The organism is Chitinophaga sp. W3I9 (genome assembly GCF_050434025.1).
Classification (GTDB): Bacteria; Bacteroidota; Bacteroidia; order Chitinophagales; family Chitinophagaceae; genus Chitinophaga.
The window spans coordinates 7,310,016-7,333,527 of the sequence record NZ_JBNPWC010000001.1 but is presented as its reverse complement, the minus strand read 5'-3'; the positions used below and the strand labels follow the sequence as shown (position 1 = coordinate 7,333,527).

Below are 23,512 nucleotides of genomic sequence, written 5' to 3'. Positions count from 1 at the left end.
CTCCCTTGCGGGAGGCTGAAAGTTAAGTCTTAACGCTAGTATGCCACACTGGCCTGGTAACCGATGGCAGCTAGTTTTTACTCAACCTTAATCTACGTAAAAGTATGAAAAAATGTGTACCTGTAATAGGCATGCTAATGAAAATGTCATTGTGTATTGTAGTCGTTGTATGTAGTACCACACTAACATTGCTGGCCAAGCATACCGAAGCTCAACTGCTTGAAAAAAGAATTACGCTGAAAGTGGAAGGAGGAGCATTGCATGATGCCCTGGATGAGATAGGCGCCAGCGCCAATCTTTCTTTCAGCTATGCGGTTAACAAAGAGATCTTTAACAGCGTGGTAACTATCCGGGCAAAGCACCAGAAAGTAGGCAATGTGCTAAAAGAGCTACTGGCGCCGTTTTCCCTGGAATATTTTATAGCAGATGATAAAGTGATCATCCGCCGCAGCAATGAAATGCTGGCGAATATGCTGCTGGACGCTGATGCCGGCCTGATGTACAAAGACATCCGCGGGAAGGTGGTGAATGAAAAAGATGAACCCCTGCCCGGTGTATCTGTTCGTGTAAAAGATGCTTCCATGGCAGCCGTTACCGATGAAAAAGGAGAATACGTGCTGAAAGGCATCCCTGAAAACGCGGTGCTCATCGTATCTTTTATGGGATATAATACCCAGGAGATAGCCAGCGGTAAGGACACCCAGCTCCGTATCGTACTCACGGAAGACACCAAAAAGCTCGGTGAAATTGTAGTAGTAGGTTATGGCTCCCAGAAAAGGGCCAGTCTTACCAGCGCGGTATCCTCTGTAAAAGGCGCCGCAGTAGCGGAAAGGCCCGTGCCTAACGTGGTAAACGCTTTACAGGGACAAGTACCTGGTTTGTTTATACAACAAACCGATGGTATGCCCGGCACCAACAACAACAAACTGAATATCCGCGGTATCAGCACTTTATCCAGCAACCCCGTGCTGGTGCTGATTGACGGCGTGGCCGGTCAGCTGGAAACCGTAAACCCCCAGGATATCGATAACATCAGTATCCTGAAAGATGCTTCTGCCACCGCTATTTATGGTGCGCGCGCTTCCGGCGGGGTAATACTCGTTACCACCCGCAAAGGTAAACTGAACAGCAAGCCTTCGCTCGCATACGATGCTTACGCAGGCGTACAGCAGCCTACCTATCTCCCAAAACTGGTAGACGCGGTATCCTTTATGCGCAAATGGAATGAATCCCAGCTGAATGATAATCCTGATGCCACCGTGCGTTTTTCTGACGCCAATATCCAGCAATACGCCAGCGGCGAATTGCCCAGCACCGACTGGATCAGTACCATCTTCAAAGAAAACGCACTCCAGATGCAACATAACGTTGGCATCTCCGGAGGAACAAAAAATACAGATTACTTTGTATCACTGGGATACCTGAAACAGGAAGGACTGGTAGAAGGCGTCATGAACGAGCGCTTTACCTCCAGGGTAAACGTGAATACTCAGATATTGGATAACCTGAAGTTTGGGATCAATACCGTGTATATGAATGCCCCTAAAAGCTTTGCAGGCGCCGGTATTTACACTACCGCCATGCACTGGGCGTATATTTTAAACCCTACAGAATGGGCGTATACACCGCAGGGCCGCGACAGAAGCTACCGCGGTGGTTCCCAGCCGGTGGCAATTATCAATCACGGCGGGTTTGAAAATTACAAAGACAATTACTTTAATACCAACCTGACCCTGGATTACGGCATTGCTAAAAACCTGTCGGTAAAAGGACAGTATTCTTATAACAGCCGCGATATCAAGCATAAAATTTTCAGGGCTACCTACAAGCTGTATGATGACGAGGAGAACCTCGTTACCACCCAGCAATCGCCCAATTCACTGAACGACGATTATAATACCACTATTAACCAAACCTTTATTGGTACGCTTAATTATGGATTACAGGTAAAGCAGCACGACTTTAAAGCCCTGCTGGGATACAGCCAGGAAAGCCTGAAATATGACTCCTATTCCCTGGGCCGCCAGGATTTTCTGAATAATGATATTCACGTCATCAACGGCGGCAGTATGGAAAAGGACCAGTGGACTACCGGCGGCGGTGCGTATGAGTGGGCGATCCAGTCGATGTTCGGACGGTTGTCTTACAGCTTTAAAGACCGCTACCTGCTGGAAGTAAACGGCCGGTACGACGGATCTTCCCGTTTCAAGAATAACCGCTGGGGATTCTTCCCTTCTGTTTCTGCCGGCTGGAGAATTTCGGAAGAAGATTTCCTGAAAGGGTCTGATATTGTCAGCAACCTGAAACTGCGTGGCTCTTACGGTAAAGTAGGTAACCAGAATGCAACGGGAACGGATACACGTGGTATCTATTCCTGGGCCAGCCTGATAGGTACCGGCGCTTCTTATTTCAACGATAAGGCGCAAACCACTACCTACTATAACAATACCGCTAACCCGGATCTTACCTGGGAAGAAAAAGTAACCGGCAACATCGGGGTGGATGCAGGATTCTTAGATGAGAAAATTACCCTTACCGCTGATGTTTTTAAAGAGAAGACCACCGGGATTTTATTAACGCCCAGTGTGCCGTCGACCTTTGGCCGTGATGCCCCCGTAATGAACCTGGGGCGCATGAGCAACTGGGGATGGGAAGTATCTGCCGGCTACCAGAACCGCGATAATAAGCTGAAGTATGGCGTAATGGTGAATATCTACGATTCCCGCAACAAGATCCTCGACCTGGGCGGCACACCGGATGTATTGCAGGAAAACCCTGTCATGGTGGGTCAGTCGCGGTGGACCTGGTACGGCTATAAAGCGCTTGGCCTGTATCAGTCCGACGAGGAAGTGAAAGCATCGCCTACCTATAAGCCGCAGAATAAAGCCGGCGATATCAAATACCAGGACACCAACGGCGATGGAAAAATTACCCCGGAAGACCGTGTAATACTGGGTGATGCAGACCCGCATGTGATGTTTGGCGTGAACGCCAATTTTTCCTGGAAGCAGTTTGACCTGAGCATGTTATTCCAGGGGGTGCTGAAAAACAAAACCTATCTCACCGGCTATGCCGTGAGCCCGTTCAACTACGGCGGTTCCTTTACCACCGACCTGATGGACTCCTGGACACCGGAGAATAAAGGCGCCTGCTATCCATTGATGCGTCAGGACCTGAGCGTGAACTACGATCTTTCCGACTGGTGGCTGTATGATTCAAAATATGTACGTTTAAAGAACCTGCAACTGGGATATAATGTGCCCACGCATATTTTGCAGCGTGCGAAGATTGGCCAGCTCCGTTTTTATTTCATGATGGAAAATGCGCTGACGCTGAAGTCGAAACGTTTCCCGAAAAACTTTGACCCGGAAATCGACAACTGGCAGTCGGGTGTAAACTTCCCGCAAATGAAGACGTACACCTTTGGTTTGAACCTGAAATTCTGATGACGCTATCACTGCAAAACAACAACAACATGAAACGACTACACATCTTCACTATATTATGCGCCTGCTGCCTTTTGGCTGCCTGCTCTAAAAATTTCCTCGACCGTGCGCCGCTGGATCAATACTCTGATGACACCTACTGGACCACTGAATCGGATGCGGTGAAGTTTGCTTCCAGGGTATATGAGTTCCTTCCTTCGGCCGACTTTTTTGTTTGCTATGAAGGAATGAGCGACAACGCTTTTTCCAAAACGGCTTCCTGGGGAAATACCCTTCGCAATGCACAGCTGATTGGCAACAGCACTTTTGTAGCCACCACCGGTAATCTTGGTGACGAATGGAAATACGACCAGGTGAGGCATTGCCTCGAATTCCTGGATCGTGTGAACAAAGTACCTGATATGAACGAGGGGTTGAAGAAAAGATTAAAAGCAGAAGTGAAGGTATCGCTGGCTTACCGCTATTTTATAATGGCTACGCTTTTCAGGGATGTGCCTTTGGTGACAAAAGTATTTGCTACTCCCGCGGAGTCGGATGTGCCGCAGGACAAGAAAGCCCTGGTGATTGCCCAGGCCATCAAATGGCTGGATGAAGCTGCGCCGGACCTGCCGCCATCTTACACTGGTGATGATAAAGGACGCTTCACGCAGGGGGCAGCCTGGGGACTGAAAGCACGTGTGCTCTTATATACCGGCGATTATGCAGGCGCTGCTGCGGAAGCAAAGAAGGTAATTGACAGCAAGGTGTATTCCCTGTATCCTGATTATTATAACCTGTTTCAGCAGGAGGGAGATTATTCTGCTGAAAGCATCATCAGTTATATCCACGTAAAAGAGTTACGCCCCAATGGCCTGCGCGATATTGCCGGTGTGAATTCCGTTTCAGGCGGTACGCTTTACCTGAATCCTTTGCCTTCGCTGGTAGATGATTATGAAAGCGCTGCCGGTTATTATCCTTACACCAAAGACCCTGCCTATGATGTGCACGCACCGTGGAAGAACCGCGATCCGCGTTTAAACGCTACTATTTATTACCCGGGCAGCACACTAGCAAATGCCAAGATGTATGATCCTATTAACAGTACGCTGGATAAAATAGGCGGTGATAAAGCAACATACACCGGCTACGCCTTTAAGAAGATCTTCGATAAAACGGAGCTGGAATCGCGCGATAACGGTGGCAACGACTGGAAGATCCTTCGTTATGCAGAAGTTTTGCTTACGTATGCAGAAGCAGCTAACGAAGCTACCGGGCCATCTGCAGATATTACCAATGCGCTGAATGAAATCAGGCGCCGTGCCGGCATGCCCGATGTAGCTGCCACTTTTGCCCTCAACGGATGGAGTATGAGCAAGGAAACGCTGCGTACTTTTATCCGTCATGAGCGCCGGATAGAACTGGCTGGTGAAGGACACCGCTACTTCGATATCCTGCGCTGGAGGATTGGCCAGCAGGCATTGAACGGGCCTATCTACACCATAGATGCGTCTGCCGGTTTAACGGATATTCCTGCCACTGGCGGCAAAACAAATAAGTATCCTAAAACAAAGCTGGAAGACCGGCATTTTACTACGGATAAATTTTATGTATGGCCAATACCACAGGGCATACTGGATCAGGGCCGCAAATTGGCGCAACAACCTGAATGGAAGTAGGTACTTTTTATTTTTTGATATTTTAACTCATTAGCTTGTGAAAAAGAATCAGGTTATCAGCATTTTGGCAGCAGCACTGTTACTTATAACGGGGCGGGCAGGAGCGCAGCAAACGCCGTCGCTGACTGCATTGCAGCAGCAGTTTGTAGATCTGCGTTTCGGTATGTTTATCCATTTCAATATTCCTACTTTTATGGATGATGACTGGGCCGATCCGGAAGCCTCGCCGGCTATTTTTAATCCAAAGAAATTGGATTGTAATCAGTGGGCGGAAGCAGCCAAATCAGCGAACATGTCGTATGGTTGTTTAACTACAAAGCACCACAGCGGTTTTGCCATCTGGGATACCAAAACAACTCCTTACAACGTGATGAACAGCCCGTTGAAAAGGGATGTGGTAAAAGAGTATACCACTGCTTTCCGTGCGAAAGGACTGAAGGTGATGCTGTATTATTCCATCCTGGATACGCATCATAAAATCAGGCCGGGGCAAATTACGAAGGAGCATATTAAGATGATCAAAGCGCAGCTCACTGAACTGCTCACTAATTATGGCGACATTACGGCGTTGATCATCGACGGCTGGGACGCGCCGTGGTCGAGGATTTCCTATGATGATGTTCCTTTTGAGGAAATTTACGGCCTGATCAAAAGGCTGCAGCCCAAATGCCTCGTGATGGATTTGAATGCGGCCAAGTACCCTGCGGAGGCTTTGTTTTATACCGATATCAAATCCTACGAACAGGGTGCGGGTCAGCATATCTCCACTGATAATAACCGTTTACCGGCGCTGTCCTGTTTGCCTATCAATACTGCCTGGTTCTGGAAAGCTGATTTCCCTACTACGCCGGTGAAGAGTGTGGACAGACTGGTAAATGAGAACATTGTTCCTTTCAATAAAGCATGGTGTAATTTCATTTTAAACGTAGCGCCCAACCGGGATGGATTGATTGACAACAATGCGCTGGAAACATTAAAGCAAGTGGGCAAACAATGGAAAAATGACGGGCCGGTAGCGGCGTTACCTGCGTATGCATCTCCCATTATTTCTCCTAATATTGCCAAGCACCAGGCGGCCAATTCCAGCTGGAGCAGTGATATGAACATCATGGATTTTGCAAACGACGATAGTTTCAGAAGCACGTGGCAGTCGAACCCCGCGGTGAAGCAGCCCTGGTTTGAAGTGGAATTCGACCGGCAGCAGGGTTTTAACATGATTGTGATTACGGAAGATAAAGTGCGTCTTAAGCAATACAGGCTGGAGTATAATGAGAACGGGGAGTGGAAGCCATTGCCGTCGGCAGGGGAGAATGCGGGGCGTGTGAGGATTCACCGTTTTCCGCGTGTGTGGGGTAATAAAGTAAGGATACTGATAGACGGTTACGCTGAAACGCCTGCGATTGCAGAGTTTGGCGTGTATAACGAGAAACGGTAATAATGGATGTTGTCCGCAGACTTTGTTCCTGGAGATAATTTCCAGGAACAAAGTCTGCGGATTTTTTATTTTTTCTCTTCATGATATTCCTGTTCTGTGTTGATAGACCATATATTTGATTTGGTGACGATGCCGTTTGAAATATTATCTACTGCTACCATGGCGGTGAGCATAGAGTGGTCGGAGTTATTATATTTGTGCATACCGTTGCGGCCAACCAGGAACAGGTTTTCGAAGGTATCTATATAACTTTTCAGTTCTTCGAAGCGGGCATAGGTGCCCCAGTAGGCAGGATATGTTTTTTCCATTCTGAGTACGGTGGCGTCCAGCACATCTGCCTGTTGGGCCAGTCCTATTTTACAAAGTTCTGTGATGGCTGTTTGGCGGATTTGTTCGTCTGTCAGTTCCCAGAAGTCGTCTCCTTTATTACAGAAGTATTCCATTCCCACCCAGGTGGTGTCAGGGTCTTTCACCATGTAGGGGCTCCAGTTGTTGAATAATTGCAGCCGTCCTACTTTCACATCTTTTTCCTGGATATAGATCCAGGTGTCTTTCAGTTCCAGTGGTTTGTGTTCGCCGGTTTTTTTATCCGCGAAGCTGAGGTTTTTTAACAGGATACCGATGGTGATAAAGTCGCGGTAATGTAACCCTGCCGCGATTTCCCTAACATTACCCGGTACATTTGCTTCCAGGTCGGCTACCAGTTCTTTGATGGGCATGGTAGAAAAGAAGTAGTCGCCTTCCAGGAGCACTACTTCACCGGTGGTGCGGTCCAGCGCTTCGATGGCCGTGATGTTATTACCGGAGGTATGGATCTTTTTCACATCGTGCTGCATGAGCACCGTGCCGCCTTTGTTAATCACCTGGTGGGCTACTTCTTCCCAAAGCTGGCCGGGACCATGTTTAGGGTACAGGAATTGTTCGATCAGGCTGGTTTCTACATTTTTTTGTTTCAGGTCTTTTGGCTTTCCTGCTTCGATAGCTGATTTTACCGCATGCGAAATTGCTTTGCCGATGGAGATGCCTTTGATCCTTTGTGCGCCCCATTCTGCAGAAATGGCTTTACAGGAAACGCCCCACACTTTTTCTGTATAGTCTTTGAAGAAGAGGTGATAAAGGGTAAGACCAAAACGGTTTACCATGAAGTCTTCCAGCGATTTTTCATCTTTCCTGGGAAAGATCTGTGCCCACAGGTATGATACCATGATGCTGATGGTGGTGGAGAAGCCCAGTTTGCGGAGGGTATCTACTGACAGCTGAATAGGGTAGGTAAAGAATTTATGCAGGAAGTAGATGCGTGACAGGCGTTTCCTTACGAGCATGATGAGGTCGGGGTCGGGAGCTACCAGGGTATCGGTGTTATTGCTGTTGCGGGCGGCTTTTACTTCTCTTGTTTTTTGCTGATAGCTGATAGAGAATATTTCCGCGGCTTCTTTGTCCAGCGGCATCATGTTCATCCACCAGTCCATTACGCGGTCTGATTTGGAGAAGAAGCGGTGGCCTCCGATATCGATGCGGTTACCTTTATAGTTTACCGTTTTGGAGATGCCGCCGATGTCTGTGCTTTTTTCCAGTACAATAGGGAGGATACTGGTGCGCTGTAGTAGTTCATAGGCAGCAGTGAGCCCTGCAGGGCCAGCGCCAATGATGATAGCTTTCTTTTGCATGAGCGAATGAGGTTATTGAATAAATGGTTCTGAGGTGAGCTGTTGTGAATTACCTGTCGGAAATTACCTGCCGGAGAGGCATTCCCCGGGCAAAGAAATGGTGGAAGCTGTTTGTTAGTGGCATAGTAGAAAAAATGGTTTTACGACAGGTATTTCCGGGCAAGGGAATTACCTGTTTTTTTTGAGGGTGTATATTATATGGGTTAGCAGCAGATAATGAGGGCTGCCCGCACTATACAAGTATAGACGATGTTACTGAAATGCGACGGCAGCAATAAAGGTTAGCGGTTCAGAATTTCCATTTATAAAAATTTACGGGCGCGTGTTTTCCTTCGCTGATGGTAACATAGCCGCTGTTGTCGGGAAGGATGGTAATGCCTTCGCCTTGTTTCTCGGTTACATAAGGCAGTTCTTTTGCAGGTTTTGACATGGCCTGTTCCACGCTTTCATTGGTATTGCGGTGCCAGTAGTAAACGGTGGTGAGGGTTTTAATAACGATGTGATGGCCGTCTTTGGAGATATCGCCGGAGGTGATCCAGGTGTAGGGGAGTTTTATTAATTTCTCGAGGGTAGCTTTATCGCCGTCTTTGAAGAACAGCTGGCTGGTTTTATACAGGCTTATTTCTTTTTCTCTTTTGCTGAGGATATAAATTTGTTTGCTGATGGGATCAATCATGAGCGACTCTGCATCGCGGGGGCTGTTGGGGTAGTGCAGCGTGAGCACATCGGGGGTAACTTCCACGTGTGCCGCGGGCAGTTTATCGGGTTCCTGGAACCGGTAAATGCGGATATGATTCCGGATGCCGGAGTTATCGCCGATATCGCCAACATATACATAGTGCTTGCCTTTTTCGGGGCCTATACCTTCCGCGATATCTTCCCAGTCGCGGTTCCCTGCATCAGTGAGTTTCACGGTGCTGATCAGCGCCGCTTTACTGTTGAGCAGGTATACTTCTGGTTTATTGCCACTGTCGTTATGCGTCCAGTAGCAGCCTTTCAGGGTGGAGCTGGAGGCGATGCCGGAGGCTTCTTTGATTTTGTCGGAAGACAGGGAGCCGAGCGCTACCGGGGCTACGGTTTGTGCCACGGTGGTGATAGAGGACAGGAGCATGAGTATATAGATAGTGATATAACGCATGCGTTAAATTACGGAAAACTGGGGAAATATTGCGTGTATGCGGTGGGGTGGCTTCGGGGATACGGTGTATATACAGTATACACGCGGTGTACACGGATGGGAGGTGGACTTGAAGCGGATTTTGTCTTAACCAGGATTACGCTGATTATGTTGATTAGTTTTTTGATTGTTTTTTGTTTTTGATTTGATTTTTGATTTGATTTTGATGATTTTTTTTGATTGTTGGTAGTTGGATAGGGGATTTTTGATTTTTTTTGGGAGATGTGTTACAGGGGCGCATGGCGGCTCCATGGAACGATGGCTCCGGGGGGTAAAGGGGATTGTTTATTGATGGTTTGTTTAGGCTTGGGATTCATTCCCGTTGCTGTTTATGGATGGTATGGAATGCAGGAGAGGTGAGTATTTTTTCCTTGCGGAGCGATGGTGCGTAGGGTAATACTTTCCTGACGTCCGGTATGTGTTGTTTCCTTTTGGGAGTTTCTTTTTTAGTTTCCGGTGTGCCGATGAAAAGGATATCTGCGGCCATAAAGCGGCGGTCCCTGGTGAGATCGGCTCCTTTCCGGGCGGTTACCTGCAATACGATGAATAGTATGCCTTTTCCGGGGATAGAGGCATCCAGTTTTGCTCCACTGAAGGGCGCGTTGATATCCACTTTTATGGTGGTGGAATGCTGCCGGGTGATCCGCCGTTCCACGAAGCTGATTCGTGTGGCAATTACTGTTATTTCGAGGTGTGTAAGGGCGTCTTGCGGCGGTAGTGTTTGGGCGGGTATTTTCAACCTCCCGTTTTGTATGACCGGCTGCTATGGGAAGAACTTATCGATTCCCGTGTGTTTGTTGAACCGGAAGCCCTCTATTTGTTTCCACTGATCTTTTCCGGCGGTAATCAATGCTTTGTTGAGGCGGTTCACGAGGGCGCCGTCGCGGTTGATTTCCAGTTGAGGCGTAAAGGCCTGCCGGATAAGCTTTGCTTTCCTGCTGGCGATCCCGAAATTACGGGATGCCTGCCGCGTGGCGGCAGTTTGTTTTACAGTGACCGGCATGGTACGTACAAATAGCTCCCATTTCTCCGGTAACCGATCACATTATCCAACTTACCGGTGAATTGGAATAACCCAGATTGTTTTGCCATATCGATTTGTTTTTCTACTGAAAATACGAAGAAAAAGCGAAAAAGGAGCTTCCCCCTGCTATTGACATTAAGAGATTAATATGCTATTTTGTATAGTATATCTTAACCAAAATCTAACCTCTATTCAATGAAAAAATTCTTCACTATCCTATTAGTGTGCTGTACCTTTTCCTTATCCTCCTTTGCGCAAACAGGTATTATTACCGGCAAGGTAACAGGGGAAAAAGGGGAAAGCCTGCCCGGCGTGAGCGTACAGATAAAGAACACTAATAAAGGCACCTCCACAGACACCGATGGCAATTTCCGGCTGGACGCCGGCAATACGGATGTGACACTGGTTTTCCGGCTGGTGGGCTATCTTACAACAGAAGTAAATACCGGCGGGAAGGGCAGCATTACCGTTACACTAAAACAGGACACCCGGAACCTGGACCAGGTGGTGGTTACTGCGTTGGGTATCTCCCGTAAAGAAAGAGCAGTAGGTTATTCTGTACAGGAAGTAAAAGGCAGCAACCTTACACTTACCAAAGAACAGAATGTGCTGGGCTCCCTGGCGGGTAAAATAGCCGGCGTGCAGGTAGTAGGTGCATCCGGCGCCAGTATGGGCGGCACGCAGAAAATAAAGCTCCGGGGAATTAACTCCATCAACGGGCAGGAAGAGCCGTTGATAGTAGTAGATGGAACGCCCATTTCCAATAATAACTTTGCGGGCAGAAACGGTCCGGATCTGGGAAACCTGGCGCAGGACATTAACCCCGAAGACATTGAGTCCGTGAATGTGCTGAAAGGTCCGGCTGCTTCTGCGTTATATGGATTGAGGGGACAGTATGGCGTGATCCTGATCACCACCCGGCAAGGCGGCCGTAAGGGAAACAGAAAAATGAACGTGGATGTTAACTCCGCTTTTTCTGTGGAAAAAGCCGGCAACTTTATGCCGTTGCAGAACATCTATGGCGCAGGCAGCAGCCAGCAATTCAGTACTATTACCGTGAACGGGCAGGAGCAGTTGGTGGCTTCCGGCACAGATGAAAGCTGGGGCCCGAAAATGGATGGAACACCGGTGAGGCAAATGTATAGTTTCTATCCTGCTGATCCCGATTATGGCAAGCTGACGCCGTTTAGTCCGCATCCCGATAATATCAAGGATTATTTTGTAACGGGTACCACTTTTAATAACAACATCAGCATGTCTGGTGGCGGTGAAAATACCACTTTCCGGTTGTCGTTCAATCATACGGATATCAAAGGTATTGAGCCTAATACCTATCTCAAAAGAAATAACCTGGGCTTCAATGGCTCGCTGAACCTGACGCCGAAACTAACGGTGACTACCAGCTTCAATTACGCCAACAATAAAGGCTTGCGCCCGGCCCAGGGATATTACCAGGGTTCGCGCAACTTTTATCAGTGGTTTGAGCGGTCGCTGGATATGAACCGGTTAAAGCAGTATAAATATCCTGACGGTACTTTTTATCACTGGAATCATGAAGATATTGATGATCCTGATTTCCTGAAGAAGCCGGGCAGCGACTGGAACAACCCTTATTTTGAAGCATACGAGAATCTTAATCACGATACGCGCGACCGCTTCTTTGGTAATGTAGGACTAAGCTATGATGTATTACCGGGCCTGAAAGTAAGCGGCGCCGTGAGAGGTGATATGTATACGCAGAGCATTGATCAGCGCAAGGCTTACGGGGGCAGGGATATCAATGAATACTACGAAGCGAAATTTGAGAATAAGGAAATGAATTACGAGCTATTGGCGCAGTATAATAAAACATTTGATAAACTGAGTTTTAACGCTAACGTGGGCGGTAACCTGCTTACGCAGCGTTATAACGGCATCCAGGGAAGAACGCAGGGTGGTTTATCTGTTGTTAATTTCTATAATCTTTCCGCGTCCATCGACCGGCCGGATGTATCCAATTATCTTCGCAGGAAGGAGGTGCGCAGTGCGTTTGCAGCTGTTTCGTTTGGCTATGATAACATTTATTACCTGGATGCCACGGTACGTAATGATATTTCTTCCGCTTTGCCGGCAGGTAATAATTCTTATTGGTACCCATCTGTTTCTTTTAGTATGGTATTTAGTGAGTTGCTGCAATGGGAGCCGCTCTCTTATGGAAAGGTCCGTATCAGTTTAGCGAAGGCCGGATCAGACCTGGACCCTTACCAGATCTATGAATCTTATATATTGGAAGCGCCGTATAAAGGACGTGACGATAACACCTACCTCCCCATGCACCTGCCTACCACGCTTAATAACCCGGAGATCAGGCCATCGCTGGGTAACTCCTTTGAAACAGGGTTAGACCTGAAGGTGCTGAAAAACCGTTTAGGGCTTGCATTTACTTATTATAACCAGCAGAATATTGACCAGGTGCTGAGCATACCTGTGTCGGGTGCTATTGGTTATGAGAATACAATCATTAATGCCGGTAAGATCCAGAATAAAGGCGTGGAGCTGAGTTTGACTGCCATGCCTGTACAAACAAAAGTGTTCAACTGGAATTCCACGCTGAATGTGAGCAGGAACAGGAGCCTGGTAAAGGAATTGTATCCCGGTATAAATACCCTGCAGCTGGATGTGAATACCTATTCGCGGGTAAGCGTTTACCTGAATGCGGATGTAAACGCTGCATTTGGCACCCTGGTAGGGAATGCTTATCGGCGGGATGCTAAAACGGGTAAAATATTACTGGATGCGGCCAATTTACCGATGTTTGAAGAGAACCACAATTTTGGCAGCGTGGTACCGGATTTCACCGGCGGCTGGCTGAATAGTTTCCGTATCGGCCGGTTTGATGTATCGGCGATGATTGATTTCCAGTCGGGCGGACAATTTTTCAGCTGGACAAAAATGCTGAGTGTTAAATCCGGCCAGGCAGAAGAAACAGCAGCCATTAATGATAAAGGAGAAAGAATGTGCGTGATCCGCTGGCAGATGGCGGCGGTGTGAAAGTAAATGGTATTTCCAGTGTAACAGGGGAGGAGGTGACTGCTTATGTAGACGCAAAATCGTATTACCGTACGGTGCTGGGCACATCGGTATATGAAGAATGGTTGTATGATGCCAGCTATATTAAAATGAGGGAACTCCGTGTAGGCTATACGTTTAGTCGTGAGGTGCACCGGAAAATGCCTTTCAACAGCATTAATGTAGCGCTTATTGCACGTAATCCTTTTATGATTTACCAGCAGGCGCCGAAAGGGCTTGATCCTTCCGAGCTTTCCACCGGGCGGTCGTCTATCAGCTGGCTGGAAACAGGTCAGTTAGCCACCACCCGCTCTTTTGGCATTAATCTTAACATTTCGCTGTAAACCCAGACTATCATGAAGAAGCTATTATATATTGTTATCGTACTTGCGTTTACGTTAGTATCCTGCACCAAGTTTTCAGACAGTATTAACCGCAACCCCGAATCTGCCGGATACTTTTTCCAATCCGAAGTTGCTTACCTATGCCATCCTTAGAATGGATACTACCATGGCCACTCCTTATGGGTTGTTGTATGTGCAGCATCTTTCAGAAAAAGTGTATACAGATGCTTCCCGTTATATCAACATCTCCTTTGAATTTTCCAGCTTCTATGCGGACGCTTTGATGAACCTGAACAAGATCATTAAAACCGTTCACTTTAATGAAGATGAAGGGTCCGCTAATAATCAGAAAGCAGTAGCGAGGATACTCCGGGCTTATTTTTTCTGGTTCATTACAGACCGCTGGGGAGATGTACCGTATAAAGAAGCACTACTGGGACGTGAAAAAATAGATCCTGCTTACGACAGCCAGAAAGATATTTATACAGATCTGTTTAAGGAATTAACCGAAGCTGCCGCCCAGCTGGAAGACAGTAAAACTGCAGCAGCAGGCGATGTGCTATATTATGGTGATATCAGTAAATGGAAACGCCTGGCAGGCACCCTGCATGCGCTGATGGCACTGCGGCTATCGAAAGTAGATCCTGCCTGGGGCAAGCGTGAATTTGCGGCAGCACTGAGCGATGGCATTTTTACCAGTAACGACGACAACGCTATTTCACAGCACCTGGGAGAAGCAGCTTACCAGAACTATTGGTATTACGTGTATTCTGTGCAGGGCCGCAGATGGTATTGCATCAGTAAGCCACTGGTAGATTACATGAAGCCGCTGGGCGATCCCCGTTTGAAAGTATATGCAGGCACCACCGGCAGTGGCGATTATGTGGGCATGCCTTACGGCCTCCAGGGAAACGAGGCGCAGAATATACCAGCGGGCAATGTGTCTTTCCAGGGCACGGCTATCCGTAAACAGGATGCTACGGTTTATTTGGTGACCTATGCGCAGGCGCTGTTTGCCCGTGCAGAAGCAGCGAAGCTGGGATGGGTCCCCGGCGGCGATGCCGCTGCATTGCTGGATTACAATGCCGCTGTTACCGCCTCCATTAATCAATGGACGGGCTCTTCCACCGGTGTTGCCGCTTATCTCGCACGCCCGGAAGTAGCTTATAATCCCGCTACTGCCATTAAACAGATTGCGTATCAGCGTTGGGTGCATTTGTATATGAATGGCTATGAAGCATGGGCAGAATGGCGAAGAACAGGCTATCCTGTGTTGACGCCTGCGCCGGACAATAATAACACGCCTATTCCGCGGAGACAGGGATACCCGCTTTCGGAGCACAATGTGAATACCAAGCATGTGGAAGATGCTATTGCCGCGCAGCCGGGGCTGCATGGCAAGGATGATTTGACGGGGAGAGTATGGTGGGATGTGGAGAGGTAGGAGGGCTTTGGAATATGACTGCGGATAATAGCTCCTTTATTCGCCACTTATTTTGCGGCGAATAAAGGAATTACCAGCTATTTATTTAACAGGGATCTTACTTTTATTATATAACAAACCTGATAATATTCATACTGTATCTGTAAATAACAGCTTTTAATAAGCTGTTATTGTTCTACCTAGTTTCAAATGTTTGAAGGATTTGCGTATTGACCTTGAAGTCCTTTTTGGGTTCGTTATTTTCTCTATCTCAGGCGCTGCACAAATTAGGGCTTACTACTCAAGTGCCAACAAAAATGACCTATTTAACAGACGGGGAGCGCAGGCAAATCAAAATGGGCAATTTGTATATTGAGTTTAAACCTACTACTCCCAAAAAGATGGCATTTGAGGGTGAGTTAAGTAGCCTTGTTATACTAGGTCTCATAGAAATTGGAACCAAAAATCTCTCAGCAGAATTTGAAAAAAGAATTAAGGAAATTCTTCAAACCGAGAAAAGTGAGGCACTGACAAAAGATTTGGCTTTAGCTCCTGCCCAGGTTTATGACTTTATTATACATCTATTAAGCGATTAGAATGATCGAATGGCTAAATCTTACAGATGCCCAAAGACGAACTTCACTCAACCAGGCTGCTGTTAAATCGGGAGTGATTCCTGTTGCAATTGAAAAGGACTGGTGGGTAACCCTGGTACTTAAAGCACTTTTTACAACCCCCAATGAAGGACATTTTATTTTTAAAGGTGGTACATCCTTAAGTAAAGGGTTTGGATTAATTGAGCGTTTTTCTGAAGACATAGATATAGCCCTGTCCCCGGAAGCTTTTGGTAAAAAGTATAAGGATGAGCCTACCCATAGTTATGTAAAGGGATTGAAAAGGGAAGGATGTGCATTTACTACGGATACTATAATTAAAGAATTGGCAGTCAGTCTACAACAGGGCAGGATTAGATCTTGCCAACATTGAATTGTTCGCCGAAGCAATAGATCCTCTAATGCGGGACAAAGATCCTCAAACAATTTATGTACGGTATCGCTCTTTATTTGAGCCCCACCCTTATTTGAAAAATGAAGTAAAGATTGAGTTTAGTGTAAGATCCCTGACTGAACCATTTGAGACAGTGGACATTCAATCTCTTCTTTGGCAACATTTTCCTAATCCCAGATATGCGGAGCAGTTATCTAAAATAAGAGCTACCCATCCAATGAAGACGCTATTGGAAAAGATGTTCCTACTTCATGAAAAATTTCAAATTATTAATCAAAGGCAGATTTTACCCGAAGATGTTAAGCTGGAACGCGGGTCCAGGCATTTATTCGATCTAATCAGAATGGATGACAAAGGAATTGCAGATCAGCTTTTGACCGATCCACAGTTTATGAAAAACTATTATTACACCGGCGATACTGGATACGTCAGAAAGGGGTGAACTATGATAAACTTCAGACCTCCAGCAGAAATCTTAGAAATTTATCGGGCTGACTATGCCACAATGCGCTCTGAGATGATATATGGTAAGTCGGAGGATTTTGATTCCCTCATTCAAAAACTAAACAATTTAAACGACAAAATTAATAGGATGGTACTACCATCTTCTGTTAGCGGCCACCTTTTGTAAATGCGAGGTATTAATTTTCCCGATGTGCGGGTGTTGCCCTGGTCCAACGTCAATGAAAAGATGCCGGCTCCTTATTGAAGCCGGCATCTTTTAGTTTAAAATAATATAGGTATCTGTATCAGTATGCAATAAACCATTTCTGGCTGTTTGAAGAGTACCATATTTGTGGAACTAATTTAGCACCGTCCCAGGTGGCACCGCCAGCAACACCGATCGATCTGCCACTCAGAGCATGTACGATGGAGTATTGGTAGTTACCCAGGTCATTTACTATCCACCACTGGGATACTAAATTCGCCCATTCTTTCTGAATGATTTGTCCACCTTCGGAAGGAAAGACATTTGTAGTAGTGATGGCTTTACCGCTGTGTACCGCTGTTATTTTATAATAGCCATTGTTCAGGTAAGTAAACTGCCAGTGTTGGTTATCACCGCCGTTCCAGGTAAACTGTTGCAGAGGGGTTCCATCCTCCATGGAGAAGCGATCTACATCCATGGCTTTGCCGCTGTGAACTGCCTTTAACTGATAAATGCCATTTGCAATGGACTGGCTCGGGTACCCGAGTAATGATCCATCGGGGGATGTTTTACCAGTGTTGTTTACCAGTGGGGTCTCTTCAGGAGTTGGTGTTGCTATTTCTTTCCGGCAGGATGTCATCAGGGATTGTCCGGCAACAATGGCCAACACTAAAATGATTTTGCTACAATAATTCATGGAATTTGTTTAGAAAAATTAATGTTGATTATAGTTAACATGTACAATAAGTTGCTATGACTGGGTTCTTGTCATAGTACATAGGATCACATGGAGATTTTTATTTTTTAAATTGGTTACCTATACACCTAATGTAATTATAAACCGGAAGAATTTTCAATAAATATTCTGCTTGATAATTACTATACAAAACCAATCCAGAGCTTCATCATCACTGATCGCGCCATCCACACCAATGGGGCTGCCTACGATCAAGTTTTTGTGATTTTAGCCGGCTGTTGTCTTAATTTCCCCGATTTTCTCTGAAATAGAGACAATGAGTTGAAGAATCTGGTGGGTAATCTGATATGGAGGCGTCATCTTTAGCGGTATTGATAGTATCACGTGATACTATCAATACCGCTTTCCCCAATAAAAAAGGTCCGCTGTCATAGCGGACCTTTTTGTTGCCTGACCTGGATTCGAACCAAGACAAACAGAGTCAGAGTCTGTCGTACTACCGTTATACTATCAGGCAATAGTAAATCAGGACCGCGAAATTATGACATTTCTGATAATTACCAAATTTTTAATCCTTTTTTCTCAAAAAAAGATCCTTAAAGCACTGAAAATCATATACTGACGCGCCAATTCAGTGGCTTCTTTTATACTTGCAGCTGTAAGTCAAATCCCTCAAAACAGGCTATGTTATTACTATCTCCCCGGTCCCTTGTTGCCCCTGCTCCCGGTTTCGGCGCCTTTGTATTTGCCAGCCGGCGTAATGGCCTGCTCCTGGCAGCTGCTATTATTGTTGCGGTGATCAAGATGGTGGTATTCAAACATTTTTTCCCGTACATAGATTTTACATCAGATACCGGTTCTTATATGGAAACGGCCCTGCAGAACAGGAATTATAATCTCTGGCCTATAGGATATTCCAAATTCCTGTGGTTGTTTCACCAGTTTTCCCGCTCAGAAACGATGCTCACCGTGGTGCAGTTTGTATTGCTGGAAACCAGTGCGTTTTTCTTCTATTTCAGTGTATGTTATATTTTTAATCCACAGAGCTATTTCAGGTATGGCTTTTATGCTTTCCTGCTTATTAATCCCTTGTTCCCTTTCCTGAGTAATTATTTTATTTCAGATGCGCTGTTCCTTTCGCTCGGACTTACCTGGATTACTTTGTTGCTGTGGATCCTGCATAAGCCAACTACGTTGTTGCTGGTATTTCACGGGCTATTGCTGGGCTATGCGTTTACGGTGCGCTATAATGCCATGTTTTACCCGTTGGTGGCGCTGATCCCGATTTTATTATCTGCTTACCGGCCGTGGCAGAAAGTGGTAGCTGTTTTGTTGCCGGTAATGCTGATCGTTTCGTTTGTACTGTTTACCCGTCAGAAAACAGCAGAGCATTCCGGGGTGAAAATATTTTCTGCTTTCAGCGGCTGGCAGATCATGAATAACGCGATGTATATGATGCAGTATGTGCCGCTGGATTCTGCGGGCGTGCCGCCACAGTTTGCCAAAACACATAAGGCGGTATATCACTACATGATGGCGCTGAAGAAGCTGCCGAGGAAAATAGTGGTGTCAGACGGATCGTATTTTATGTGGGACATGAACGGGCCGCAGAAAGGATTGCTGAGAGATTATGGGTTGGAGCATCAGGGTAAAGATGTATATGCGGGCTGGTGTGGCGTGGCGCCTTTATGCAGTGATTACGGCAATTATATGATCCGGAAGTACCCCTGGGATTTTGCCCGCTATTATTTGCTGGGCAATGCAAAGCTTTATTTGTTGCCGGAACTGGAAGTGTTAGGCGGATATAACCGGCCTGTTATTAACCTGGTGAATAAAGAGGTAGCCACTTTTTTTAAAGATGGGGACAAGCCTAAGCCGGAAGGTAAATATAATAACTGGCAAAGCACGCTGATGTCGCTGTTCCCTTCTTTGATCGTGATTTGTCATTTGTTGTTTATAGAAGAAACGATCCGCTATCTTATTAAAAAAGGTACCCGGAAAACCAGCCATAAATTTAATATTGCGCTGTTGTTGTGCTGGGCTTTCATCGGGCTGAATTTTGCATTCAGCGTTTTTGCCGCGCCTATTGTATTGCGGTACCAGGTATTGCTGATCGTGTTGTTGCTGGGGTATACCCTGCTGCTCACAGAAATAACCGATGCGCCACATGTGTCGCAGGCAGAAGCCGAAGCGGAGGAAGAGCGGGTGATGCTGGGCATTTAGCAGGATGTAGAGTACCCGGAAAATATGAATTATATATTTGTATCTTTATCCGGGCTGTTACAAACTGCATTCATGCACTGCGAATGAAAAGACTGATCATTATTTTACTCATCTTGTTTTGGGGGGAATATATTTTTGCCCAAAGTTCTCCCTGCTGGTTGCGCTATCCTTCTCTTTCTCCTGATGGAAAAACAATTGTATTTACTTATAATGGCGATTTATACACCGTTGCTGCCAGGGGTGGTGCTGCTGTACAGTTAACGGCTAACTCTGCGGAAGAGTGGATGCCTGTATGGAGCCATAATAGCAGCAGTATTTCTTTTGCATCTGACCGTTATGGTAATGCCGATATTTTCCTGGTACCCGCAAAAGGAGGAACTGAAAAACAACTCACCTTTCATTCGGCAGATGAGTATCCCTATGATTTCAGTGAAGATGATCAGCAGGTGATTTTTGGCGGCTTGAGAATGGATGCAGTAAACAACCGGCAGTTTCCTTCAGATGCGCAGCCCGAGCTATATCGTGTATCCGTAAACGGTGGACGGGTGATGCAGTTACTAGCCGTTCCTGCAGAAGATGCAAAGCTGAAAGGTCCATTCATTGTTTATCACGATAAGAAGAACCGGGAGAATCCCTGGAGAAAGCACCAGGTATCTGCTGCGGCGAGGGATATATGGCTGTATGACACGCAAAACGATACGTATAAGCAACTGACAGATTTTCGCGGGGAAGACAGATCCCCGGTATTTACCGATAAAGGGAAATCCATTAGTTATTTGAGTGAGGAGAGCGGCAGTTTTAATGTGCACCGTTTGTGGCCCGGTCGTCCCGGCGCATCAGAACAACTGACAGCATTTAAGCAATTCCCCGTCCGTTTTTTGAGTGCATCCCGCAATGGGACACTGTGCTTCGGTTTTAACGGAGATATTTATTTACAGGCGCCGGGCACTGCGCCCAAAAAAGTAAACATACATCTTACCAGCCGGGTTACGGAAAATACAACCGTAGTGCCGGTAGCGGATCATATTAAATACGGGGTGGTTTCACCGTCCGGTAAGGACATCGCGTTTATTTTCAGGGGAGATGTATTTTCCGCCGGCATGGAACACGGCGTTATCCGGCAATGGACGCATACTCCCGGGGAAGAAGCAGACCTGAGCTTTTCACCGGATGGTACCAAACTGTTGTATGCCAGTGAAAGCAGCCATGGCTGGCGGCTTTGTGAAATGGATCTGCTGCATGGAAAGGAAACCGTGTTGCTGGCCAACAACCAGGAAAACTATCAGCCTTTATATTCACCAGATGGAAAAGAAGTAGCTTATATCGAAAACAGGGTAACGTTAAAAATATATAACATCGCTTCGGGAAAAAGTCGCCGCATTGCGTCGTTGTTCAGTCGCAGGGATCATGATCAGTATTTCCGCTGGAGTCCTGATGCCCGGTATCTCCTGCTTCAATACAACCAGCCGGGCGCCGGCAACCAGGAAGTGGGCCTGGTAGCAGCCGATGGTAGTGGTAGTGTACAAAATATTACGCAAAGCGGCTTTTCCGATGAGGCGCCACAATGGGCAACGGACGGAAAGATGATGATCTGGAAAAGCGACCGGAACGGACTCCGGGGTTTTTCCACGAGCAGCAGCCGGCAACAGGACGTATATGCGTTACCGTTTTCCGGCGGCAGCTTTAAAGATGCAGAACAGATTACAAAACTGACGCCTTCAGCCGCTATGCTGGCAGATGTATTACTCAATAAAAGCGGCAACAAATTATATTACCTGGTAAAAGCCGGAGCGGCTTACCAGTTGTGGATAACAGATATTCCCACCAAAACGTCCACGATGCCTTTGTCGGTGAAGGCAGAAGATTGCTCGCTGCAATGGGACGCTGCACAACAACAACTTTTCCTGCTGGCAGACGCCCGCATCCTGCAATTGGATACTACGGGGCAAACGCGGCATAGCATTACCATTAAGGGTTCCATGAAAATAGACCTGGCAGCAGAGAGGAAGGCGATGTTTTCCCATATCTGGCGAAGAACAAAGGAAGCGTTTTATACCGCTGGTTATCACGGCGCCGACTGGGAAGCGTATGGCCGGAATTATGAAAAGTTCCTGCCGCATATTGCCAACAACTTTGAACTGGCAGAAATGGTGAGTGAAATGCTGGGTGAGCTGAATGTAAGTCATAGTGGCGCAATGGGTAGCTATGTGGTGAAAGAAAAGGAAGAAACAGCTTCCCTGGGTATTTGTTACGATGTATCTTACAGTGGCGACGGTGTGAAAATAAGTGAAATACTTCCTGGTGGCCCGCTGGATCAGGACGCATTTAATCTGAAGCCGGGCATGTTTATTACGGCCGTAGATGGTGAGGAGATTACGGCAGATAAAGATCTTTCGCAATACCTTAATCACCGGGCAGGTAAAAATACCCGGCTGCGTATTGATGATGGTGGCCAGCGACGGGATATAGTGGTGACGCCGGTTACGCCGGAAGCAGAAAACGACCTCCTGTATAAAAGATGGGTAAAACGTAACAGGGACGAAGTAACACGCCTCAGCAACGGACAATTGGGATATGTACATTTATACCGGATGAACGACGCCGCCTACCGCAATGCCTACAGCGAAATAATGGGCAGGTACGCCGGCTGTAAAGGTATTGTAGTGGATACCCGTTTTAACCGGGGAGGCGATCTGGCTTCAGACCTGGGCATGATGCTGAGCGGCACGGAGATCAGGAAAAATACAACAGACGAGCAGGTGGAAAGCATAGAGCCTGGCTTCCGCTGGACAAAGCCGTCGGTGGTGATTGCCAACGAAGCCAACTATAGCGATGGCAGCTGTTTTGTGTTCGATTATCAGTATCTCCATATGGGTAAGCTGATAGGGATGCCAGTGCCTGGCAGTTGTACCTTCATGACCGGGGAAACATTGCCCGATGGTAACCTCCATTGGAGCGTGCCTTCACTGGGTGTAAAAAGCCGGGAGGGCTATTACCTGGAAAATCATCAAACGGAACCGGATATACGTGTAAGGAATGCGCCTGAAGAAATAATTAAGGGAAGAGATCAGCAACTGGAAGCAGCCATCAGGGAATTGATGAAGGAAACTGCTCCATCAACATTATAACGACCTGCATTTTATGTCTTATGAAGAAGACAATAATATTCATTGGGAACGCCTGAGAAACGGCGATAAGCAGGCGTTGTTTGCACTGTATAATAATACCTATTCACATCTGCTGAGGTTTGGATTGAAAACCTGCGGCAGCGATGAACTGGTAAAGGACTGTATCACACAATTATTTTTGCAGCTGTGGACCCGGCATCAAAGTCTGCGCCCGGTAACCAACGTGCCGGCCTATTTATTTACCGCGCTGAAAAGACAGCTACTGGATCAGTTGGCGTACCAGTCGAAGATCCATGCAGCTATTCACCGGATGACTGATAAGGAAGCGGAGCGCGAATTATCTTATGAAGAAATTATTATCCAGGTACAACAGGACGAAGAATTAAAGCAGCGGCTGCAGCAGGCGCTGAAAGCGCTCACTCCGCGACAGACAGAGCTGATACGGCTTAAGTTTTTTGAAGGATTGTCGTACGAACAGATTGCTGCACAAACTTCACAAACGGTGAAAACGGCTTACAATACTATTTATGATGCCATCAAAGCATTAAGGAAAATGCTGAAATAAGCCCGGCTTTCCCATCTCCCGAA

At 46.7% G+C, this 23,512-nt stretch carries 17 protein-coding genes and 1 tRNA gene; 12 read left to right on the top strand and 6 right to left on the bottom strand.

Annotated features, from left to right (window positions below; translation table 11 throughout):
- Nucleotides 1–104: 104 nt before the first annotated feature.
- From QFZ51_RS29705 to QFZ51_RS29695, 3 genes are read left to right on the top strand one after another with little or no spacing between them, the layout of a single operon-like run.
- Entirely contained in the window at nt 105–3,446 is a 3,342-nt protein-coding gene (locus QFZ51_RS29705; protein ID WP_429051086.1) for a SusC/RagA family TonB-linked outer membrane protein, read from the top strand.
- Between the two features lie 29 nt (nt 3,447–3,475).
- A complete protein-coding gene (locus QFZ51_RS29700) occupies nt 3,476–5,101 on the top strand; it encodes a RagB/SusD family nutrient uptake outer membrane protein (protein ID WP_429051084.1) in 1,626 nt (541 codons plus the stop codon).
- 37 nt (nt 5,102–5,138) lie between these two features.
- Nucleotides 5,139–6,536 carry an alpha-L-fucosidase gene (locus QFZ51_RS29695; RefSeq protein ID WP_429051083.1) on the top strand — a complete coding sequence of 466 codons (1,398 nt, stop codon included), beginning with the start codon at nt 5,139–5,141 and terminating at the stop codon, nt 6,534–6,536.
- 65 nt (nt 6,537–6,601) lie between these two features.
- On the opposite strand, the gene QFZ51_RS29690 is transcribed toward QFZ51_RS29695, so the two are convergent.
- From QFZ51_RS29690 to QFZ51_RS29675, 4 genes are all read right to left on the bottom strand, one after another.
- Nucleotides 6,602–8,203 (bottom strand): NAD(P)/FAD-dependent oxidoreductase, encoded by a 1,602-nt coding sequence (locus tag QFZ51_RS29690; protein WP_429051081.1) that lies wholly within the window; start codon nt 8,201–8,203, stop codon nt 6,602–6,604.
- A 289-nt stretch (nt 8,204–8,492) separates the two neighbouring features.
- Complete coding sequence (locus QFZ51_RS29685; RefSeq protein ID WP_429051079.1) at nt 8,493–9,341, bottom strand: hypothetical protein; 849 nt, start codon at nt 9,339–9,341, stop codon at nt 8,493–8,495.
- Between the two features lie 352 nt (nt 9,342–9,693).
- Nucleotides 9,694–10,119 carry a hypothetical protein gene (locus tag QFZ51_RS29680; RefSeq protein ID WP_429051077.1) on the bottom strand — a complete coding sequence of 142 codons (426 nt, stop codon included), beginning with the start codon at nt 10,117–10,119 and terminating at the stop codon, nt 9,694–9,696.
- Nucleotides 10,120–10,143: 24 nt separating this feature from the next.
- Entirely contained in the window at nt 10,144–10,383 is a 240-nt protein-coding gene (locus QFZ51_RS29675) for a hypothetical protein (RefSeq protein ID WP_429051075.1), read from the bottom strand.
- A gap of 216 nt (nt 10,384–10,599) precedes the next feature.
- On the opposite strand from QFZ51_RS29675, the gene QFZ51_RS29670 reads away from it, so the two are divergent.
- From QFZ51_RS29670 to QFZ51_RS29645, 6 genes are all read left to right on the top strand, one after another.
- Nucleotides 10,600–13,434 carry a SusC/RagA family TonB-linked outer membrane protein gene (locus QFZ51_RS29670; protein ID WP_429051074.1) on the top strand — a complete coding sequence of 945 codons (2,835 nt, stop codon included), beginning with the start codon at nt 10,600–10,602 and terminating at the stop codon, nt 13,432–13,434.
- Nucleotides 13,401–13,796, top strand: coding sequence for a hypothetical protein (locus QFZ51_RS29665; protein WP_429051073.1), 396 nt, complete (start codon nt 13,401–13,403; stop codon nt 13,794–13,796). Before QFZ51_RS29670 ends, QFZ51_RS29665 begins: the two co-directional genes overlap by 34 nt.
- 103 nt (nt 13,797–13,899) lie before the next feature.
- Nucleotides 13,900–15,240, top strand: a complete 1,341-nt coding sequence (locus QFZ51_RS29660; RefSeq protein ID WP_429051610.1) for a SusD/RagB family nutrient-binding outer membrane lipoprotein — start codon at nt 13,900–13,902, stop codon at nt 15,238–15,240.
- A 209-nt stretch (nt 15,241–15,449) separates the two neighbouring features.
- Complete coding sequence (locus QFZ51_RS29655; RefSeq protein WP_429051071.1) at nt 15,450–15,815, top strand: DUF6088 family protein; 366 nt, start codon at nt 15,450–15,452, stop codon at nt 15,813–15,815.
- Between the two features lies 1 nt (nt 15,816).
- Entirely contained in the window at nt 15,817–16,206 is a 390-nt protein-coding gene (locus QFZ51_RS29650) for a nucleotidyl transferase AbiEii/AbiGii toxin family protein (protein ID WP_429051070.1), read from the top strand.
- Between the two features lie 28 nt (nt 16,207–16,234).
- Nucleotides 16,235–16,669, top strand: a complete 435-nt coding sequence (locus QFZ51_RS29645; protein ID WP_429051069.1) for a nucleotidyl transferase AbiEii/AbiGii toxin family protein — start codon at nt 16,235–16,237, stop codon at nt 16,667–16,669.
- Nucleotides 16,670–16,976: 307 nt separating this feature from the next.
- Here the strand turns inward: QFZ51_RS29645 and QFZ51_RS29640 are convergent, their stop codons facing one another.
- Nucleotides 16,977–17,573, bottom strand: a complete 597-nt coding sequence (locus tag QFZ51_RS29640) for an RICIN domain-containing protein (RefSeq protein WP_429051068.1) — start codon at nt 17,571–17,573, stop codon at nt 16,977–16,979.
- 446 nt (nt 17,574–18,019) lie between these two features.
- Nucleotides 18,020–18,090, bottom strand: a tRNA-Gln gene (locus tag QFZ51_RS29635).
- Nucleotides 18,091–18,257: 167 nt separating this feature from the next.
- Between QFZ51_RS29635 and QFZ51_RS29630 the strand changes: the two genes are divergently transcribed.
- From QFZ51_RS29630 to QFZ51_RS29620, 3 genes are all read left to right on the top strand, one after another.
- Nucleotides 18,258–19,796 (top strand): hypothetical protein, encoded by a 1,539-nt coding sequence (locus tag QFZ51_RS29630; RefSeq protein ID WP_429051066.1) that lies wholly within the window; start codon nt 18,258–18,260, stop codon nt 19,794–19,796.
- An 83-nt stretch (nt 19,797–19,879) separates the two neighbouring features.
- Nucleotides 19,880–22,924, top strand: a complete 3,045-nt coding sequence (locus QFZ51_RS29625) for a S41 family peptidase (protein ID WP_429051064.1) — start codon at nt 19,880–19,882, stop codon at nt 22,922–22,924.
- A gap of 13 nt (nt 22,925–22,937) precedes the next feature.
- Entirely contained in the window at nt 22,938–23,489 is a 552-nt protein-coding gene (locus tag QFZ51_RS29620; RefSeq protein ID WP_429051063.1) for an RNA polymerase sigma factor, read from the top strand.
- The last annotated feature ends 23 nt before the right edge of the window (nt 23,490–23,512 follow it).